Raw genomic sequence first — 17552 nt, forward strand, 5'->3', positions numbered from 1 at the left:
GAGTGCCGGATTCGTACGGCAGACTGGGGGTGCGAAGAACGAGGCGAAGGATGGGTATGCCGATCACACCTGCCACCGCGACGCACAGCTCGTCGGAGGGCACCGCAGAGGCGATTTTGCTGGAACTGGTCGACGAGAAGGGTGTGACGACCGGTACGGCGGAGAAGCTGGCCGCCCACCAGCCGCCCGGACAGCTGCACCGCGCGTTCTCGGTGTTCCTCTTCGACGAGCAGGGCCGGCTGCTCCTCCAGCAGCGGGCGCTCGGCAAGTACCACTCCCCCGGCGTGTGGTCCAACACCTGCTGCGGACACCCCTTCCCGGGCGAGGCGCCGTTCGCGGCGGCCGCCCGGCGCACCTTCGAGGAGCTGGGCGTGTCGCCGTCGCTGCTTGCGGAGGCGGGCACGGTCCGCTACAACCACCCGGACCCCGCCTCGGGCCTGGTCGAGCAGGAGTTCAACCACCTGTTCGTCGGCCTGGTGCAGGCCCCGCTCGCGCCGGATGCGGACGAGGTCGCCCAGGCCGCCTTCGTGACGGCGGCCGAGCTGGCGGAGCGGCATGCCCGCGACCCGTTCTCGGCCTGGTTCATGACCGTGCTGGATGCCGCCCGTCCCGCGATCAGGGAGCTGACCGGGCCGTCCGCGGGCTGGTGAGCTGCGCCGCGGCGCCGGTGAGCACCGCTACGGCAGTGCCGGGGGCTTGAGCGGCAGGGCGGCCCAGATCACCTTGCCGCCGCTCGCGGTGTGCTCCACGTCCACCGCGCCGCCCGCCTCCCGCGCCACCTCACGCACCAGCAGCAGGCCCCGGCCGCCGGTCTGGCCGTGGTCGGCCTCAAGGGCGGTCGGCCGGTAGGGATGGTTGTCCTCCACGGACACCCGCACCCACTCGGCTCCGACGGCGACCTCCACGGCCAGCACCGGCGACAGCAGCGCCGCGTGCCGGACCGCGTTGGTGACCAGCTCGGAGACGATCAGCAGCAGGCCGTGGACCAGCTCGTCGGAGACCGGTACGCCCTGGCGCAGCAGCAGGTCCCTCACGGCGTGCCGGGCCTGCGGGACCGAGGCGTCCACGGCGGGAGCGGTGAACCGCCAGACGCCCTCGTACGGCAGTGGGTCGGGCGGCCGCTCGGCGCCCCCCGCTGGGCGCGGGCCGTCCCCGCGCCCGTGGTTGTCCATCGTCCGGTCGCCACCCTCGCGCTCGATTGTCACCACACGTCGAGTGTTGGTAACGATCGGCTCCGGCCCGAATGCCTGAACACAAGTCAGCGGGTATCGAACACTTTGTGACCGAATGCGTATGACACGGTCACGTGTGGGACTGCTTCCTGTCCCTGCGGACGCCGGTTCGCGAACTATTCGGGTTGTACGGGTTCGGCCCCGCCCTTCCCCGAGACGAGCCCGACGATACGGCGCCCGCCGTGGCCGGTGGCCAGGAGTCCGAGGCCGTCGAAGAGCAGGGCGAGCGAGAAGAAGGCACCGATCACGTACTGGCTGCTGCTCGGCCAGGAGCCGAGGACCAGGATCCCGAGCAGCAGGTCGAAGGCGCCGAGCAGCAGGGTCCAGCCGAACTGGGGACCGCGCACGACCAGCCTGCCGACCAGCCGGAAGATACCCGCGGAGAGGAACAGCAGGGCGGCGAACATGGTGAGGGCGGCCGCCGCCGCGTGGGGCAGGTGGATGACGACGATGCCGGCGGCGATGTTCAGGGCGGCGACCACGACACCCAGCCAAAAGAAGCTGGTGCCGCGGGCCTGGATCGCGTGCAGCAGGCCGACGATCCCGCCGATCAGCAGCAGCCAGCCGAACAGCAGCATGGAGGTCAGCGTGGCGGCCGCGGTGTAGACGAGTCCGACGAGTCCGGCGAGCACGAGCACCACGCCGAGCGCCGCGAGCATCCCGAAGCCGCGGCGCAGTGTCGCCGCCCTGTCCGTGCTCTTGCCGGCCCTGGCCATCGCAGCCTCCTCGGCAGCCGCCTTCTTCACACCCCCCTTTCCCTTTTGTCCCCGCTGGGCGGGATTCCGTAACTCCCCGCCCCTGCCGCCCCCGGATACGATCCGCGCATGGAGCCCCAGCTGTCCCACCACGTCGAAGGCGCCGTCGCCACCGTCGTCATCCATCACCCGGCCAAGCGCAACGCCATGACGGCAGCCATGTGGCGGGCGCTGCCGCCGCTGCTGGACGCGTTCGCGCGCGATCCCGGCGTACGGGCGCTGGTGCTGACCGGGCAGGGCCCGACCTTCTGCGCGGGTGCGGACATCAGCACGCTGCAGGGCTCGCCGCAGGAGGCGCAGGAGCTGGCGGTGGCGGCCGAGGAGGCGCTGGCCGCGTTCCCCAAGCCGGCCCTCGCCGCGGTGCGCGGGCACTGCGTGGGCGGCGGGGCGCAGCTCGCGGCGGCCTGCGATCTGCGGCTGGCGGAGGAGAGCGCGCTGTTCGGCGTGACCCCGGCGCGGCTCGGCATCGTCTATCCGGCCTCCTCGACCCGCCGGCTGGTGTCGCTGGTCGGCCCGGCCACCGCCAAGTACCTGTTGTTCACGGCCGAGTTGATCGACGCCCAGCGGGCGCTGCGCACCGGGCTCGTGGACGAGGTGCTGCCGGACGGCGAACTGGACAAGCGGGTGGCGGAGTTGACCCGGATCCTGGTCTCCCGCTCGCAGCTCACCCAGTGTGCCGCGAAGGAGTTCACCGACGGCCGCACGGACCGGGACGCCCACTGGGCGCGGCAGGCGCACGGCAACCCCGACACCGCGGAAGGGGTCGCCGCGTTCCTGGAGCGCCGCCGGCCGCGCTTCACCTGGAGCGTGCCTGCGTCAGGCTGAACCGCCCACCCGCGCGGACCTCCTCGACGAGGTGCGCGGGCGCCTTGTCCGGGGAACCGGCGTCATAGGGCGGCTGGGGGTCGTACTCGGTCAGCAGCTGGACGGCCTGGGCGTGTTCGTCGCCCGCGATCCGGCCGGTCAGGGTGAGCGCCATGTCGATGCCGGAGGAGACCCCGGCGGCGGTGACGTACTTGCCGTCGGTCACCACCCGCTCACCGGTCGGTTCGGCACCGAACTCCTCCAGCGTCTCCAGGGCGGCCCAGTGGCTGGTCGCGCGCCGGCCGCGCAGCAGTCCCGCGGCGGCGAGCAGCAGCGAGCCCGAGCAGACCGAGGTCGTCCACGTGCTCGCCGCGTCGGCCGCGCGCAGCCAGTCCAGCAGGACCTGGTTCTCCAGCTGCGCCGCCGTGCCGGGACCGCCGGAGACCACCACCAGGTCGGGGCCCGGCACCTCCTCCAGGGCCTGATCGGCGGTGACGGCGAGAAATCCGGTGTCGGTACGCACGGGCCCGGACCGCTCGGCGACGAAGGTGAGGTGCGCGCCCGGCAGCCGGCTGAGGATCTCGTAGGGCCCGACGACGTCCAGGGCGGTGAAGCGGTCGTAGACGACCAGGGCGATCTGCATGAGGGGCTCCTTCGTGGGTGCCGGGCGGGCGTGGGGCCCGGTGGTTGCCGGCGGTGCCGTGGCCGGTGCGCTCCCTGCCCGGTGTCCGGCGGGCGCCGTGGCGGTCAGCGGGCAGGGGCCGGGTGGAAGCGTCTGCGGTATTCCGCGGGGGGTGTGCCGAGGGTGCGCAGGAAGGCGCGGCGCATGGCCTCGGGGGTGCCGTAACCGCTGGCGCGGGCGACCTCCTCGATGCCGTCCGCGGCGTCCTCCAGCAGGCGGCGGGCGTGTTCGAGGCGGACCCGGTCGACGTAGCGGCCGGGGGTCATGCCCGTCTCCTCCCGGAAGGCGCGTGCGAAGTGGCACGGTGACAGCCGGGCGCGGGCGGCGAGGGACTCGACCGTCAGGTCGCCGGCCGGGTGCTCGGTGATCCACCGCTGGACCTCCCGCAGGGGCGCGCGCTGTGCGGTCTGGGCCGCCAGCTGGGCGCTGAACTGCGCCTGGTTGCCGGGCCGGCGCAGGAAGACCACCAGGTGCCGGGCGATGGCGAGCGCGACATCGCGGTCCAGGTCCTCCTCCACCAGCGCGAGGGCCAGGTCGATGCCGGAGGTCACCCCGGCCGAGGTGGCGACGTCCCCGTCACAGACGTAGATGGGCTCCGGTTCGACGGTGACGGCCGGGTGGTCCCGGGCCAGCTTGTCGCAGTAGGCCCAGTGGGTCGTCACCCGGCGGCCGTCGAGCAGACCGGCGGCGGCGAGCAGGACGGCGCCGGTGCACACGGAGACGAGGCGCCGGGCACGCGGGCCGTGGGCGCGCAGCCACTCGATCAGCCGCGGGTCGGCGGCGCGGGTGCCCTCGCCGCCCGGGACCAGCAGGGTGTGCGGATCGGGCGCCGCGGCGAGCGCCTCGTCGGGTACGAGGGTCAGGCCGCTGGAGGTGCGCACCGGGCCGCCGTCCAGGGAGGCCGTACGGATCCGGTACGTCCCCGGCGTGAACTTCTCGGCGCCGGCGAACACCTCGAGCGGGCCGGTGACGTCGAGGCTCTGGACGCCGTCGAACAGGACGAAGAGGAGCGTGCGCTGCGGCATGCCACCGATTCTTCGACGCCCGGGACATGGCCGCAATGACGAGTTTCCCACCTTTCCTGCCATGGGCGGCGCTCCTGCGTGACGAGCGGTGACGCGTGGTGCGCCACCGGCGGCCCGCCGGTGTGGCGCCCTGATCACCGGTTGTCGGTGCCACCTGCCACAATTGCCGCGCAACCTCAGTGGAGAAGGCGGTACGGGATCGTGACGACACCCGGGTCCAGCGGATCCATCAGCGTGGGATCCATCGAAGGCAGGATCGCCGAGGAACTCGGCGTACGGGAGCGGCAGGTGAAGGCCGCGGTGGAGCTGCTCGACGGCGGTTCGACGGTGCCCTTCATCGCCCGCTACCGCAAGGAAGCGACCGAGATGCTCGACGACGCGCAGCTGCGCACGCTCGAGGAGCGGCTGCGCTACCTGCGGGAGCTGGAGGAGCGCCGGGCGGCGATCCTGGAGTCGGTGCGCGAGCAGGGCAAGCTCACCGGCGAACTGGAGGCGCAGATCCGCAGCGCCGAGACCAAGGCGCGCCTGGAGGACATCTACCTGCCGTACAAGCCCAAGCGGCGCACCAAGGCGCAGATCGCGCGCGAGGCGGGCCTTCAGCCGCTGGCCGAGGGCCTGCTGGGCGACCCGACGGTGGAGCCGCTGGCGGCCGCCGCCGCGTTCGTGGACGCCGGCAAGGGGGTGGCCGACCCGCAGGCGGCGCTGGACGGCGCGCGGGCGATCCTCACCGAGCGGTTCTCGGAGGACGCCGACCTGATCGGCGAGCTGCGCGAGCGCATGTGGGTGCGCGGGCGCCTGGCCGCGAAGGTGCGGGACGGCAAGGAGGAGGCGGGCGCCAAGTTCGCCGACTACTTCGACTTCGCCGAGCCGTTCACCGAGCTGCCCTCGCACCGCATCCTCGCGATGCTGCGCGGCGAGAAGGAGGAGGTCCTCGACCTCGTCCTGGAGCCCGAGGAGCCGGCCGAGTCCCCCTCGGTTCCTTCCTCCTACGAGGCCATCATCGCCTCGAAGTTCGGGATCGCCGACCGGGGCCGCCCCGCCGACAAGTGGCTGACGGACACCGTCCGCTGGGCCTGGCGCACCCGCATCCTCGTCCACCTCGGCATCGACCTGCGCCTTAGGCTGCGCACGGCCGCCGAGGACGAGGCGGTGAACGTGTTCGCGGCGAACCTGCGCGACCTGCTGCTGGCCGCCCCGGCCGGCACGCGCGCGACGCTGGGCCTGGACCCCGGTTTCCGTACGGGCGTGAAGGTCGCCGTGGTCGACGCCACCGGCAAGGTCGTCGCGACCGATGTCATCTACCCGCACGTCCCGGCCAACAAGTGGGACGAGGCCCTCGGCAAGCTGGCCCGGCTCGCGAAGGAGCACGCGGTCGACCTGGTCGCGATCGGCAACGGCACGGCGTCCCGCGAGACCGACAAGCTCGCCGGTGAACTGATCTCCAGGCACCCGGAGTTGAAGCTCACCAAGGTGATGGTGTCCGAGGCGGGCGCGTCGGTGTACTCGGCCTCGCCGTACGCCTCGCGCGAGCTGCCCGACATGGACGTGTCGCTGCGCGGCGCGGTCTCCATCGCCCGGCGCCTGCAGGACCCGCTGGCCGAGCTGGTGAAGATCGACCCGAAGTCCATCGGCGTCGGCCAGTACCAGCACGACCTGTCCGAGGTGAAGCTGTCCCGCTCGCTGGACGCGGTCGTCGAGGACTGTGTGAACGGCGTCGGCGTGGACGTCAACACCGCGTCCGTGCCGCTGCTCTCCCGGGTATCGGGCATCTCCTCCGGCCTCGCCGAGAACATCGTGGCGCACCGGGACGCGAACGGCCCGTTCGCCTCCCGTGCGGAGCTGAAGAAGGTGGCGCGGCTCGGCCCGAAGGCGTACGAGCAGTGCGCGGGCTTCCTGCGCATCCGCGGCGGCGACGACCCGCTGGACGCCTCCAGCGTGCACCCGGAGGCGTACCCGGTGGTGCGCCGCATGGTGAGGACCAGCGGCCAGGAGGTGGCCTCCCTCATCGGCAACACGGGCGTCCTGCGCTCGCTGAGGCCCGCCGAGTTCGTGGACGACACCTTCGGTCTGCCGACGGTCACCGACATCCTCAAGGAGCTGGAGAAGCCGGGGCGCGACCCGCGTCCCGCCTTCAAGACGGCCACCTTCAAGGAGGGCGTGGAGAAGATCTCCGACCTCGCCGCCGGGATGGTGCTGGAGGGCGTGGTGACGAACGTGGCGGCCTTCGGCGCGTTCGTGGACGTCGGTGTCCACCAGGACGGCCTGGTGCATGTCTCGGCGATGTCGAAGACCTTCGTCAAGGACCCGCGCGACGTCGTCAAGCCCGGGGACATCGTCAAGGTGAAGGTCCTGGACGTGGACATCCCGCGCAAGCGGATCGCGCTGACCCTGCGCCTGGACGACGAGGCGGCCGTGCAGGGCGGCCAGGGCGGCGGCGGCCGGCAGCAGCGCGGCGGCCGGCCGCCCCAGCAGCGCCAGGGCGGCCAGGGCGGCCAGGGCCAGCGGCAGAGCGGCCAGGGCCAGGGCCAGCGGCAGGGCCGTGGCGGCGGCGACCGGGGCGGGCGGCAGGCGCCGGCACCGGCCAACAGCGCGATGGCCGACGCGCTGCGCCGCGCGGGTCTGCTGGACCCGAAGAAGCGCTGAGGCGGGCGGGGCCGGAGCCGTCAGCGCTGCGGCCCCCCGCGCACGAGGACGACGGCGGCGCCGACGCCCTGGGGGGCGCGGGGAACTGCGCGACCAGCCACGACGGCGCCGCAGCCGGACGGCACACGCCACAGCCCGGCCGATTCCCGCACGGCACGGCCCTTCCCGCACGGCACGGCACACGGCCCGCCCGGCGGAGAGCTACCGCTCCGTCACCTTCCCGTCCGCCACTTCCAGGCGCCTGCTCACCCGGACCGCGTCCAGCATGCGGCGGTCGTGGGTGACCAGCAGGAGGGTGCCGGTGTAGGACTCGAGGGCCGACTCCATCTGCTCGATGGCGGGCAGGTCGAGGTGGTTCGTCGGCTCGTCCAGGACCAGCAGGTTGACACCCCGGCCCTGGAGCAGGGCGAGGGCGGCCCGGGTGCGCTCGCCCGGGGAGAGGGTCGCGGCCGGGCGCAGCACATGTCCGGACTTCAGGCCGAACTTGGCGAGCAGGGTGCGCACCTCGACCGGCTCGGTGTCGGGGACGGCCGCGCAGAAGGCGTCGAGGAGTGTCTCGGGGCCGTGGAACAGCCCGCGGGCCTGGTCGACCTCGCCGACCAGGACGCCGGGGTCGAGGGCGGCGTGGCCCGCGTCGAGCGGGACACGGCCGAGCAGCGCGCCGAGCAGGGTGGACTTGCCCGCGCCGTTGGCCCCGGTGATGGCGACCCGGTCGGCCCAGTCGATCTGCAGGGACACCGGACCGAAGGTGAAGCCGCCGCGCCGGACCTCGGCGTCCCGCAGGGCCGCCACGACCGCACCGGAGCGCGGCGCGGAGGCGATCTCCATCCGCAGCTCCCACTCCTTGCGCGGCTCCTCGACCACCTCCAGGCGCTCGATCATGCGCTGGGTCTGCCGGGCCTTGGCGGCCTGCTTCTCACTGGCCTCGCTGCGGAACTTGCGGCCGATCTTGTCGTTGTCGCTGCCGGCCTTGCGCCGGGCGTTCTTCACGCCCTTGTCCATCCAGGCCCGCTGCGTCCGGCCGCGCTCCTCGAGAGCGGTCTTCTTCCCCTCGAACTCCTCGTAGTCCTCGCGGGCGTGCCGGCGGGCCACCTCGCGCTCCTCCAGATAGGCCTCGTAGCCGCCGCCGTAGAGGTTGATCTGCCGCTGGGCGAGGTCGAGTTCGAGGACCTTGGTGACCGTGCGGGTGAGGAACTCGCGGTCGTGGCTGACGACGACGGTGCCCGCGCGCAGGCCGGTGACGAAGCGTTCCAGCCGCTCCAGGCCGTCGAGGTCGAGGTCGTTGGTGGGCTCGTCCAGGAGGAAGAGGTCGTAGCGGGACAGCAGGAGCGAGGCGAGGCCCGCGCGGGCCGCCTGGCCGCCGGACAGGGAGGTCATCGGCTGGTCGAGGCCGACGGCCAGGCCGAGCGAGTCGGCGACCTCCTCCGCGCGTTCCTCCAGGTCCGCGCCGCCCAGGTTCAGCCAGCGCTCCAGACTCACCGCGTAGGCGTCGTCGGCGCCGGGCGCGCCGTCGACCAGGGCCTGGGTGGCCTCGTCCATGACGCGCTGGGCCTCGGCGACGCCGGTGCGGCGGGCCAGGAACGCGCGGACGGTCTCCCCCGGCCTGCGCTCCGGCTCCTGCGGCAGATGGCCGACGGTCGCGGCGGGCGGGGACAGCCGCAGCTCGCCCTGCTCGGGCGCGAGGAGCCCGCCGAGCATCTTCAGCAGCGTGGACTTGCCCGCGCCGTTGGCGCCGACCAGCCCGATCACATCGCCGGGCGCGACGACGAGGTCCAGCCCGGAGAAAAGGGAGCGGTCGCCGTGTCCGGCGGCGAGGTTCTTGGCGACGAGGGTGGCAGTCATCAGGACGCCGATCCTAATGGGCCCGCCGCCCCGCGCTCAGCTCCGTCTCCCGCCGCGCACCGGTGCCGCGAGCACACCGGACGCCGTCCGGGCAACGAGGTACGCCTCCCCCCTGACCGCCCGCGGATCGAGGGGCACGCGGTGCCTGCCGGGTCCGAGGGTGCCGTCGAACACCTCGTGGCCGTGGGTGCGGCGCAGCCGGTCGAGCCGGTACGCGGTGATCCGTACCCGGCACGGCGCACTCACCTCGATGTCCGCGGTGCAGCCGGCGGCGGCCAGCGAGGTCAGCAGGCGCCGTGGCAGCGGGCCGCGGTCCAGGGCCTGCTCGATCTGGGCGACGAGCAGCGGCACGATCGGGGCGAGGCCGTGCACCGCCGCGACCTCCACCCCGGCGCGCTCGAACGCGCCCAGGGCGGCCGTCCGTTCGGCCTCGCCCGCCGCCCGGCCGAAGGCGACCGCGCCGTAGCCACGGAGTTCCTCGGCGGGGACCTCACTCGCGTCCTCGGTGATGTCGGCGCCGATGCCGATGGTGCGCAGCGCGGCGGCCAGCCGGGCGAGGACGGCTACCCGGGCGCCGATCAGCAGCACGCGGCGGCGGGGCGCGCCGGGGCCGTCCCGCAGGGCGGTCAGGGCGGTGCGGTATTCGGGGCCGTGGAAGCGGAAGGGGCCTATGCCCAGGTAGCCGTTGCGCTCCAGATCGGCGTGCTCGTCCGTCTGCCAGGCGAAGTCCCGCCAGACGTAGTCCTCGCCGTCGCGCTCGATGACGGCGGTGACCGCTCCGCAGGCCAGGTCCTCGCACTCGGGACAGCCGTAGAGGACGAACCGGCCGTCCGGGAGCGGCGGTTCGGCCTCCAGCAGCAGGGCGCGCACCTGCTCGGTGAAGATGGCGGGCGGGATGTCCGAGGCGAGCGGGGAGACCGCGTCGAGGTCGGAGAGCTGGAACAGCAGCGGACGGCCGTCCACGACGAAGTCCACGAAATCGCGGTGGACCTGGTAGCCGCCGTCGGCGAGGACGGCGCCGGCGCGGGTCGCCGGTGCCAGGCCGAAGGTCGCATATGCGGCAGACATGCTGTGAGTATCCCCACATCGGGGCGGTTGTGAGCGCAGCATGACAGAGTCGCTCGGACAGGGCCTATCGTCCAGGCGTGGACAGCTTGCCGAATGACGAAGTGATCGTGGTCGGAGGCGGGGTCGCCGGGCTGACGACGGCCGTGCTGCTGGCCGAGTCCGGGCGGCGGGTGCGGGTGTGGGCGCGGGAGCCCGCCGGGCTGACGACCTCGGCGGTCGCCGGCGGCCTGTGGTGGCCGTACCGCATCGAACCCGGGCTGCTGGCCGGCGCGTGGGCGCTCGAGTCCCTCGCCGTGTACGAGGAGCAGGCGCGGCGGCCGCAGGAGACGGGCGTACGCCTGGTCGACGGCGTACACCACGGGAGCCGGCTGGACGAACTGGGCGAATGGGCGGGCCGGGTGCCGGGGCTGCGGGAGTGCGCCGGCGGCGTGGCGGCACGGCTGCCGGTGATCGACATGCCGGCGTATCTGGCGTGGCTGCGGGAGCGGTTGGCGAAGGCGGGCTGCGAGGTGGAGGTCCGCGAGGTCACCGACCTGGCCGCGGTGCCCGCCGGGGTCGTCGTCAACTGCACGGGTCTCGGCGCCCGTTCGCTGGTGCCGGACCCTGAGGTGCACCCGGTGCGGGGGCAGCTGGTCGTCGTGGAGAACCCGGGGATCACCACGTGGTTCACCTGCGTAGACCACTCCCGCACCGGCTCCACGTACTTCATCCCGCAGCCGTACGGCCTGCTGCTGGGCGGTACGGCCGAGGAGGACGACTGGTCCCTGGAGCCGGACCCGGCCACCGCCGCTGCCGTCGTCGCCCGCTGTGCGCGGATCCGCCCGGAGATCGCGGGCGCGCGGGTCCTCGGCCACCGCGTGGGGCTGCGGCCGGCCCGCAGTGCCGTACGGCTCGAGCGGCGGCGGCTGCCGGACGGCCGCCCGGTGGTGCACAACTACGGGCACGGCGGTGCCGGGGTGACGGTGGCCTGGGCGTGTGCGCGACAGGCGGCCGGGCTGGCGTCCGCGGGACTGTGAGCAGGACGCCTGGCGCTCCCGGCCGCCCGCGCTGTCAGTTCGCCGGGATGTGCCGGACGGCGGCCGGGGCGCGGACGCCGGTCAGGGTCCCCGGCGTGGGCGGCGTGACCGCGCCGCCGGCGGTGGCGCGCGCGAAGGCCGCCGGGCCGCCGGCCAGCGGGAGGCGCGCCGTCGTGGCGGACAGGTCGAGGGTCAGGGTGGGCTTGCTGGACGGCGGCTCGATGAGGTCCTTGTCCGTGCCCGCGATGATCAGGGCCAGACGGTGCCCCTTGGGAACCACATGGTCGGTGGCGGCCAGGTCGAGGGTCATGGTGCAGGCCTTGCCCGGGGTGAGCGGGACGCCCCTGCCGAGGGAGGCGTGGTGGCCGAGGTCGGCCCAGCCGCGGCTGAACACGGTGTAGCCGGCCTTGACCGTCTTGGCCTTGGTCTCCTTGAAGCACGCGCTGTCCCCGGCCGTGCTCTCGCCCCAGCAGGTGCGGTTGGTGAGGGTGGTGATGCCCTCGGCGGCGTCGGCGTAGTCGCGGATGGTGTCCGGGCCGACGTCGACCAGGACGGCGGACAGGTGGGCCGATGCGGTGGTCGGGGTCGCCGTCACCGTGACCGTGGACGAGCCGGACAGCCGCAGGTCCTGGGTGAGCGGTGCGGTGAGGAAGCCGGACTTCTCGGGCGTGGACGTGGTCAGGTGCGCGGCCCAGTCGGTCTCGCTCAGCTTCGGGTCGTCGGTGAAGGTCTCGGTGCCGGTGGCCGGGCGCAGGCCGAGCGTGCCGACGCCCGCCTCGGTGCCGGGGGCCGGGTGCAGGACGGTGGGGCGGGTGGTCTGCGGGGGCCACACGCGGGAGGTGACCCACTGGTCGGGGTGGCGTTCGATGTCGGCCATCGGCTCACGGTCGATGCCGTTGTCGTAGCCGAGGAGTTCGTGGTCGAACCAGCGGTGCAGCGTGTCCACCCAGGCGCCGCGCCGGTAGTCGAAGGGGTCGACGTGCCCGGTCTGGGAGAGCCAGATCTTGCGCTCGACACCGTGCTTCGCGAGCGCGTCCCACCACTGGCCGAAGTGCTTGGTGCGGACGTTGAGGTCCTGCATGCCGTGCACCAGGAACACGCTGGCGCGCACCTTGGCCGCGTCCTTGACGTAGTCCCGCTCGGTCCACAGGGAGGTCCAGTCGCCGCTGCGCGGGCTGCCGTCGGCCAGCTTCTTCTGTACGGCCGCGCAGTGGGGCTTGGCCGCGTCGCTCTCGACCTCGCCGGCGAGGTCGGCGGGGCCGCCGTCGTACAGCGGGGCGCCCTGCGCGAAGTAGTAGTCGTACCAGGAGGAGATGCCGCTGATCGGGACGATGGTCTTCAGGCCCCTGACGCCGGTGGCGGCGACGCCGCTCGCGATCGTGGCGTCCCAGCTCTTGCCGATCATGCCCGTGCTGCCGTTGGTCCACGTGGCCTTGACGGTCTGCGTCCCGGTGCGGCTGGTGTACGCCGTGGCGCGGCCGCCCAGCCAGTCGACGACCGCTTTCGCGGACTGGATGTCGGAGCGGCCGCCGACGTCGACGCAGCCGTCGGAACGGTTGGTGCCGGCGAGGTCGACGCCGACGAAGGCGTAGCCGCGGGGCACGAAGTAGTTGTCGTAGAACAGCGGCATCTGGACGACGTGGCCTTGGGCGTCGTACGTCTTGACCTGGCTCTCGTTGCCGCGTCCGCAGCAGGAGAAGTAGGGGCTCGCGTCCATGATGACGGGCACCTTGCGGCCCTGCCGGGCGGGTTCGGCGGGCCGGACGATGTCGGCGGCGACCCGGTCGGGTTTGCCGTCGCCGTCCCCGTCGAGGCCCGTGTCCACCCAGACGGACTCACGGATGGCGTGGGCGTAGGAGTAGACGGGCCGGCTCTCGCGGGGTGTCCGGCTCGCGCGGCCGGCGGCCTGTGCGGCGGCCGGGGTGAGGAAGGCGGCCGTCAGGATGACGACGACCGCTGCCACGAGTGGTCTCCAGATCGTCAAGCGCGTGCGTTTCGGCATGCGCGGACGGTACTCCGGTCAACTCCCGGGCAGAAGGGGGCTCCACGGGACACCGGGTGACACATGACGGCTGAATGGCGATCGTGTGACAGCGGGTGCTGTGGACAGGCCGGGGGGCACAGGGAATGAATAGGCTCCGGAAAGATCCACCGAACAGATCCACCGAACGGACTTGCATTCCCGACGACTTGGAGCTGACGTGCACCGCAGAATCATCGCGCCGGGCGCACTCGCGGCCGCCTCCCTCCTGCTGGCGATCCCGGCATCGGCTGCGAGCTACACCCCCGGCGCACCGGGCATCGGCGACCCCTACTACCCGTACTACGGCAACGGCGGCTACGACGTCTCGCACTACGACCTGAGGCTGCAGTACCAGCCGAAGACGGACGAGCTGCAGGGCACGGCGACGATCCTGGCGAAGACCACCCAGGACCTGTCCAGCTTCGACCTGGACTTCCTGCTGGACGTCAGCGAGGTGCGGGTCAACGGCGCCAAGGCCGCCTTCGCCCACTCCCAGCAGCACGAGCTGGTGATCACGCCGAAGACGCCGCTGGCGAAGGACACGCCGGTCACGGTCGTCGTCCGCTACAGCGGGGTGCCCTCGACGAAGACCGCCTACGGCTTCAACACCTGGCACCGCACGCCCGACGGCGCGGTGGCCGCCGACGAGCCCGAGGCCGCCTGGTGGTGGTTCCCGAGCAACGACCACCCGAGCGACAAGGCCACCTACGACGTGTCGGTGGCCGTGCCGGACGGCACCCAGGCCATCTCCAACGGCACGCTGCAGGCGACCAGTTCGAAGCTGGGCTGGACCCGCTACAGCTGGCGGCAGAACAAGCCGCAGGCGACCTATCTGGCCACGCTCGCCATCGGCAAGTTCGACGTCACCACCGGCACCTCCGACGGCGGGGTGCCCGTCATCAACGCCTACAGCAAGGACCTCGGCGACAACGACGGGGCCGCGCGGGCGAGCGTGGAGCGCACCGGGGAGATCGTCGACTGGCTGAGCGGCTACTTCGGGCCGTATCCGTTCAGCACGGCCGGCGGGTACGTGCCGAACACCACCACCGGGTACGCGCTGGAGACCCAGAGCCGTGTCTACTACAGCCCGAAGCAGTTCGCGAAGGGCGCCAACGCCTCGGTGGTCGTGCACGAACTGGCCCACCAGTGGTACGGCGACGACGTGTCGCTGAAGGGCTGGAAGGACATCTGGCTCAACGAGGGCTTCGCGACGTACGCGCAGTGGCTGTGGTCCGAGCACGAGGGCGAGGGCACCACGCAGCAGCTCGCCGACTACGTGTACGCCTCGCACCCGGCCGACGACGCCTTCTGGACGGTCGCGCCCGGTGACCCGGGCGCGGACCACCAGTTCGACGACGCCGTCTACGACCGGGGCGCGGCCGCCCTCCAGGCACTGCGGGGCGACGTCGGCGACGACGCGTTCTTCGCCATCCTGAAGGGCTGGCCCAAGGAGCACGCGTACGGCAACGCCTCGGTGGCCGACTTCGAGCGCTACGCCGAGCAGGTCTCCGGCAAGCCCCTCGCCGCGCTGTTCGACACCTGGCTCTTCCAGCCGTCGAAGCCGGCCGCGTCCGCGGCCCGCGCGGCGTCCCTGGCCAAGGCGGGCCAGGCGGTGGCCCAGCCGAAGTCGTGGAAGAAGATCGAGGCGGCCCACGGCGGTCACGGGAACTGACGCGGCGCGCCTCGGCGTCTCGGCTCCGCCGCCGCCTTGAGCAGCCGGTCCCGGTCCATCGCGTCCGCGCGGGAGGCCGGGACCGTGCAGGCGTAGGCCCCGGCGATCGCGCCGTAGCGGGCGCAGGTCCCGGGCGCCTCGCCGGCGAGGCGGCCGTAGAGGAACGCGGCGGCGAAGGCGTCGCCCGCGCCGTTGGAGTCGACCACCGGTGCGGGCGGGGCCTCGGCGGGCACGCGGGTCAGCTCGCCGTCGGCCAGCAGATACGCGCCCTCGGCGCCGGCGGTGGCCACGACGGTCCGGGCCCGCCCCCGCTCGGCGATGCGCCGCATGGTCCGCTCGGGGTCGGCCAGGGCGGCCGCCGACAGGAACACGACATCGGCCGCGTACGCGAACGGCTCGTGGTAGGGGTTCTCGCCGTCCCAGTCGTGCAGATCCGTCGACAGCGGCGCGCCCGTCGCCCTCAGCGCAGGCAGGGCCTCGGCGCAGGGCTGGGTGATGGTCACGTGGACGTGCCGGACGGCCGTGGCGAGCGCGCCGAGGGTCTCGTCGGGGAAGCGGTCGCCGGGCCGGGCGCGGCTGGTGTCGTACAGGGACAGCCGGCGGCCGTCGGGGCCGACGAGGTTGACCGCCCGCTTGGTCCCGGCGGGCTGAGGGAGCGCGGTGAGGGCGATGCCGTGCTCGCGGTGCAGGGCGCGCACGAGGTCGCCCTCGGGGTCGTCGCCGAGCAGGTCGAGGTGGTGGGTGCGCAGACCGAGGGCGGCGAGACCGAGCGCGACGAAGTCACCGGTCTGCCCGGCCCGGGTGCGGATCCCGGAGTCGATCATGTAGCTGTCGGCGTACGGCAGGGGCAGCTCGGGGACGTGGATGATCGTGTCCACGCCGGATCCCCCGAGCACCAGCACATCCGTCGCACCGCTCCGTGTCGCGCCGGTCCGTGTCGCATCGGTCCGTGTCGCGTCGGTCCGTGAGGTCATCGCCCGCCCTCCCCGTGGTCGTACGCCGTCACCCGGATGCCGCGTTCGACCAGCCGCTCGGCGATGAGGCGGTGTCCGATCACCTTGGCGCCGTTGACCGGCACAGCGGTGGCGTCACCCCGGACATGTGTGGTCTCCGATATGACGCCACCGTAGGCGATGCCACTGACAGTGGCGCTGAGCTGCTACTTCGTCATGGACGACAGCTCTTGCAGCTCCTTGTCGGTGTTCGCGGACACCCTGCGGCGCACCCCGAACCAGCCGGCGACGAGCATGACGGCGATCACCGGGATCAGCAGGATGGTCTTGCGGCCGACGTCGGGGTCGTTCCACATCATGCCGAGGCAGATCAGCAGGAAGGCGATCGTGGCGATCTCGGTGACCGGGCTGAACTTCAGCTGGAAGTGCGGCCGGGTCACGAGGCCTTCGCGGGCGCGGCGGACGAAGACCATGTGGCAGATCATGATGATCACCCAGGTGCTGATGATGCCGAGGGAGGCGACGTTCAGCACGATCTCGAAGGCCTGGCTGGGCATGAGGTAGTTCAGGCCGACGCCGAGCACACAGACCGCGCAGGTCAGCAGGATGCCGCCGTAGGGCACCTGGGTGCGGCTCATCCTGGCGGTGAACTTGGGGGCGGAGCCCGCCATGGCCATCGAGCGCAGGATGCGGCCGGTGGAGTACAGGCCGGAGTTCAGCGAGGACATGGCGGCGGTCAGCACGACGAGGTTCATCACGTCACCGGCCGCCGGCACGCCGATCTTGGACAGGACGGTGACGAACGGGCTCTCGTCGGCGGAGTAGACCGAACCGGGCAGCAGCAGCGCGAGCAGGACGACCGAGCCGACGTAGAACAGGCCGACGCGCCACATGATCGAGTTCACCGCGCGCGGGACGACCTTCTCCGGCTCGGCGGTCTCACCGGCGGCCACGCCGACCAGCTCGAGGGCGGCGTAGGCGAAGATCACGCCCTGCATGACCAGGACGACCGGCATCAGGCCGTGCGGGAAGATGCCCCCGTGGTCATTGATCACGCTCAGGCCTGGGGTGTGGCCGCCGACCTTGTGCTGGGTGGCGAGCAGGAAAATGCTGATCAGCATGAAGCCGACGATGGTGGCGACCTTGATGATCGCGAACCAGAACTCCATCTCGCCGAAGATCTTCACCGAGATCAGGTTCACGGCCAGGACCACCGCGAGGGCGATCAGCGCCAGGACCCACTGCGGGATCGAGGTGAAGAAGCTCCAGTAGTGCGTGTAGAGCGCGATCGCGGTGATGTCGGCGATGCCGGTGGTCGACCAGTTCAGGAAGTACATCCAGCCGGCGACGTAGGCGCCCTTCTCGCCGAGGAATTCACGCGCGTAGCTCACGAAGGAGCCGGAGGACGGCCGGTAGAGGACCAGTTCGCCCAGGGCGCGCACGACGAAGAAGGCGAAGACGCCGCAGACCAGGTAGGCCAGGGCGAGCGCCGGGCCGGCGTTGTGCAGGCGGCCGCCGGCGCCCAGCAGGAGGCCGGTGCCGATGGCACCGCCGATGGCGATCATGTTGATGTGGCGGGCCTTGAGGTCCTTGCTGTAACCGGCGTCGCCCGCGTCCGCGGGCGTCTGGGCCGCCCGGGGGTTCGCGGCCTGTGCCGATTGCACGGCGTCCTTGCTCACGGGTGGTTCCACTTCCTGGTGCGCCCGGGCCTCGTGGGCCCGGGGGTCGTGCAGGGTTAGGCCCGCACCACCCTGTCGAGTTGCGGCACAGACCAAGGCAGCAGCTTCCCAGAAAGATCCGCAGGTAGTCGGTGGCCCATGTCACAGAGCGTTGCTTC

The 17552-nt window shown here is 72.5% G+C and carries 14 protein-coding genes; 5 read left to right on the forward strand and 9 right to left on the reverse strand.

The window, feature by feature from the left end:
- The first annotated feature begins 56 nt into the window (after positions 1 to 56).
- Entirely contained in the window at positions 57 to 650 is a 594-nt protein-coding gene (gene idi, locus A6P39_RS08835) for an isopentenyl-diphosphate Delta-isomerase (protein WP_067053863.1), read from the forward strand.
- Positions 651 to 677: 27 nt separating this feature from the next.
- Here the strand turns inward: idi and A6P39_RS08840 are convergent, their stop codons facing one another.
- Positions 678 to 1172, reverse strand: coding sequence for an ATP-binding protein (locus tag A6P39_RS08840; protein WP_067054025.1), 495 nt, complete (start codon positions 1170 to 1172; stop codon positions 678 to 680).
- 176 nt (positions 1173 to 1348) lie between these two features.
- The gene (locus A6P39_RS08845) at positions 1349 to 1948 is read right to left on the reverse strand and encodes an HdeD family acid-resistance protein (RefSeq protein ID WP_067053865.1); all 600 of its coding nucleotides are present in this window, start codon (positions 1946 to 1948) and stop codon (positions 1349 to 1351) included.
- 108 nt (positions 1949 to 2056) lie between these two features.
- On the opposite strand from A6P39_RS08845, the gene A6P39_RS08850 reads away from it, so the two are divergent.
- Positions 2057 to 2812 (forward strand): enoyl-CoA hydratase/isomerase family protein, encoded by a 756-nt coding sequence (locus A6P39_RS08850; RefSeq protein WP_067053867.1) that lies wholly within the window; start codon positions 2057 to 2059, stop codon positions 2810 to 2812.
- Here A6P39_RS08850 and A6P39_RS08855 read toward each other — a convergent pair.
- Together A6P39_RS08855 and A6P39_RS08860 are read right to left on the reverse strand one after the other, a co-directional pair.
- Complete coding sequence (locus A6P39_RS08855; protein ID WP_067053869.1) at positions 2784 to 3434, reverse strand: DJ-1/PfpI family protein; 651 nt, start codon at positions 3432 to 3434, stop codon at positions 2784 to 2786. The two genes, A6P39_RS08850 and A6P39_RS08855, sit on opposite strands and share 29 nt — an antisense overlap.
- 104 nt (positions 3435 to 3538) lie before the next feature.
- On the reverse strand, positions 3539 to 4498 hold the full coding sequence (locus tag A6P39_RS08860) for a GlxA family transcriptional regulator (RefSeq protein ID WP_067053871.1): 960 nt from the start codon (positions 4496 to 4498) through the stop codon (positions 3539 to 3541).
- A 201-nt stretch (positions 4499 to 4699) separates the two neighbouring features.
- On the opposite strand from A6P39_RS08860, the gene A6P39_RS08865 reads away from it, so the two are divergent.
- Positions 4700 to 7141, forward strand: coding sequence for a Tex family protein (locus A6P39_RS08865; protein WP_067053873.1), 2442 nt, complete (start codon positions 4700 to 4702; stop codon positions 7139 to 7141).
- Between the two features lie 201 nt (positions 7142 to 7342).
- On the opposite strand, the gene A6P39_RS08870 is transcribed toward A6P39_RS08865, so the two are convergent.
- Positions 7343 to 8983 carry an ABC-F family ATP-binding cassette domain-containing protein gene (locus A6P39_RS08870; protein WP_067053875.1) on the reverse strand — a complete coding sequence of 547 codons (1641 nt, stop codon included), beginning with the start codon at positions 8981 to 8983 and terminating at the stop codon, positions 7343 to 7345.
- A gap of 36 nt (positions 8984 to 9019) precedes the next feature.
- Entirely contained in the window at positions 9020 to 10051 is a 1032-nt protein-coding gene (locus A6P39_RS08875) for an oxidoreductase (protein WP_067053877.1), read from the reverse strand.
- 101 nt (positions 10052 to 10152) lie between these two features.
- Here A6P39_RS08875 and A6P39_RS08880 point away from each other — a divergent pair, with 101 nt between their 5' ends.
- Positions 10153 to 11067, forward strand: coding sequence for an NAD(P)/FAD-dependent oxidoreductase (locus tag A6P39_RS08880; protein ID WP_067053879.1), 915 nt, complete (start codon positions 10153 to 10155; stop codon positions 11065 to 11067).
- 34 nt (positions 11068 to 11101) lie between these two features.
- Here A6P39_RS08880 and A6P39_RS08885 read toward each other — a convergent pair whose 3' ends face one another.
- The gene (locus tag A6P39_RS08885) at positions 11102 to 13069 is read right to left on the reverse strand and encodes a Xaa-Pro dipeptidyl-peptidase (RefSeq protein ID WP_067053881.1); all 1968 of its coding nucleotides are present in this window, start codon (positions 13067 to 13069) and stop codon (positions 11102 to 11104) included.
- A 199-nt stretch (positions 13070 to 13268) separates the two neighbouring features.
- Here A6P39_RS08885 and A6P39_RS08890 point away from each other — a divergent pair, with 199 nt between their 5' ends.
- Positions 13269 to 14762: a M1 family metallopeptidase gene (locus tag A6P39_RS08890; protein WP_067053883.1), complete on the forward strand. Its 1494-nt coding sequence runs from the start codon at positions 13269 to 13271 to the stop codon at positions 14760 to 14762.
- On the opposite strand, the gene A6P39_RS08895 is transcribed toward A6P39_RS08890, so the two are convergent.
- Entirely contained in the window at positions 14750 to 15736 is a 987-nt protein-coding gene (locus A6P39_RS08895) for a PfkB family carbohydrate kinase (RefSeq protein WP_067053885.1), read from the reverse strand. The genes A6P39_RS08890 and A6P39_RS08895 overlap by 13 nt on opposite strands.
- 185 nt (positions 15737 to 15921) lie before the next feature.
- Positions 15922 to 17394 carry an amino acid permease gene (locus tag A6P39_RS08900; protein WP_067053887.1) on the reverse strand — a complete coding sequence of 491 codons (1473 nt, stop codon included), beginning with the start codon at positions 17392 to 17394 and terminating at the stop codon, positions 15922 to 15924.
- Positions 17395 to 17552: the final 158 nt, after the last annotated feature.

The sequence above is a fragment of the Streptomyces sp. FXJ1.172 genome, assembly GCF_001636945.3.
Taxonomy (GTDB): Bacteria; Actinomycetota; Actinomycetes; order Streptomycetales; family Streptomycetaceae; genus Streptomyces.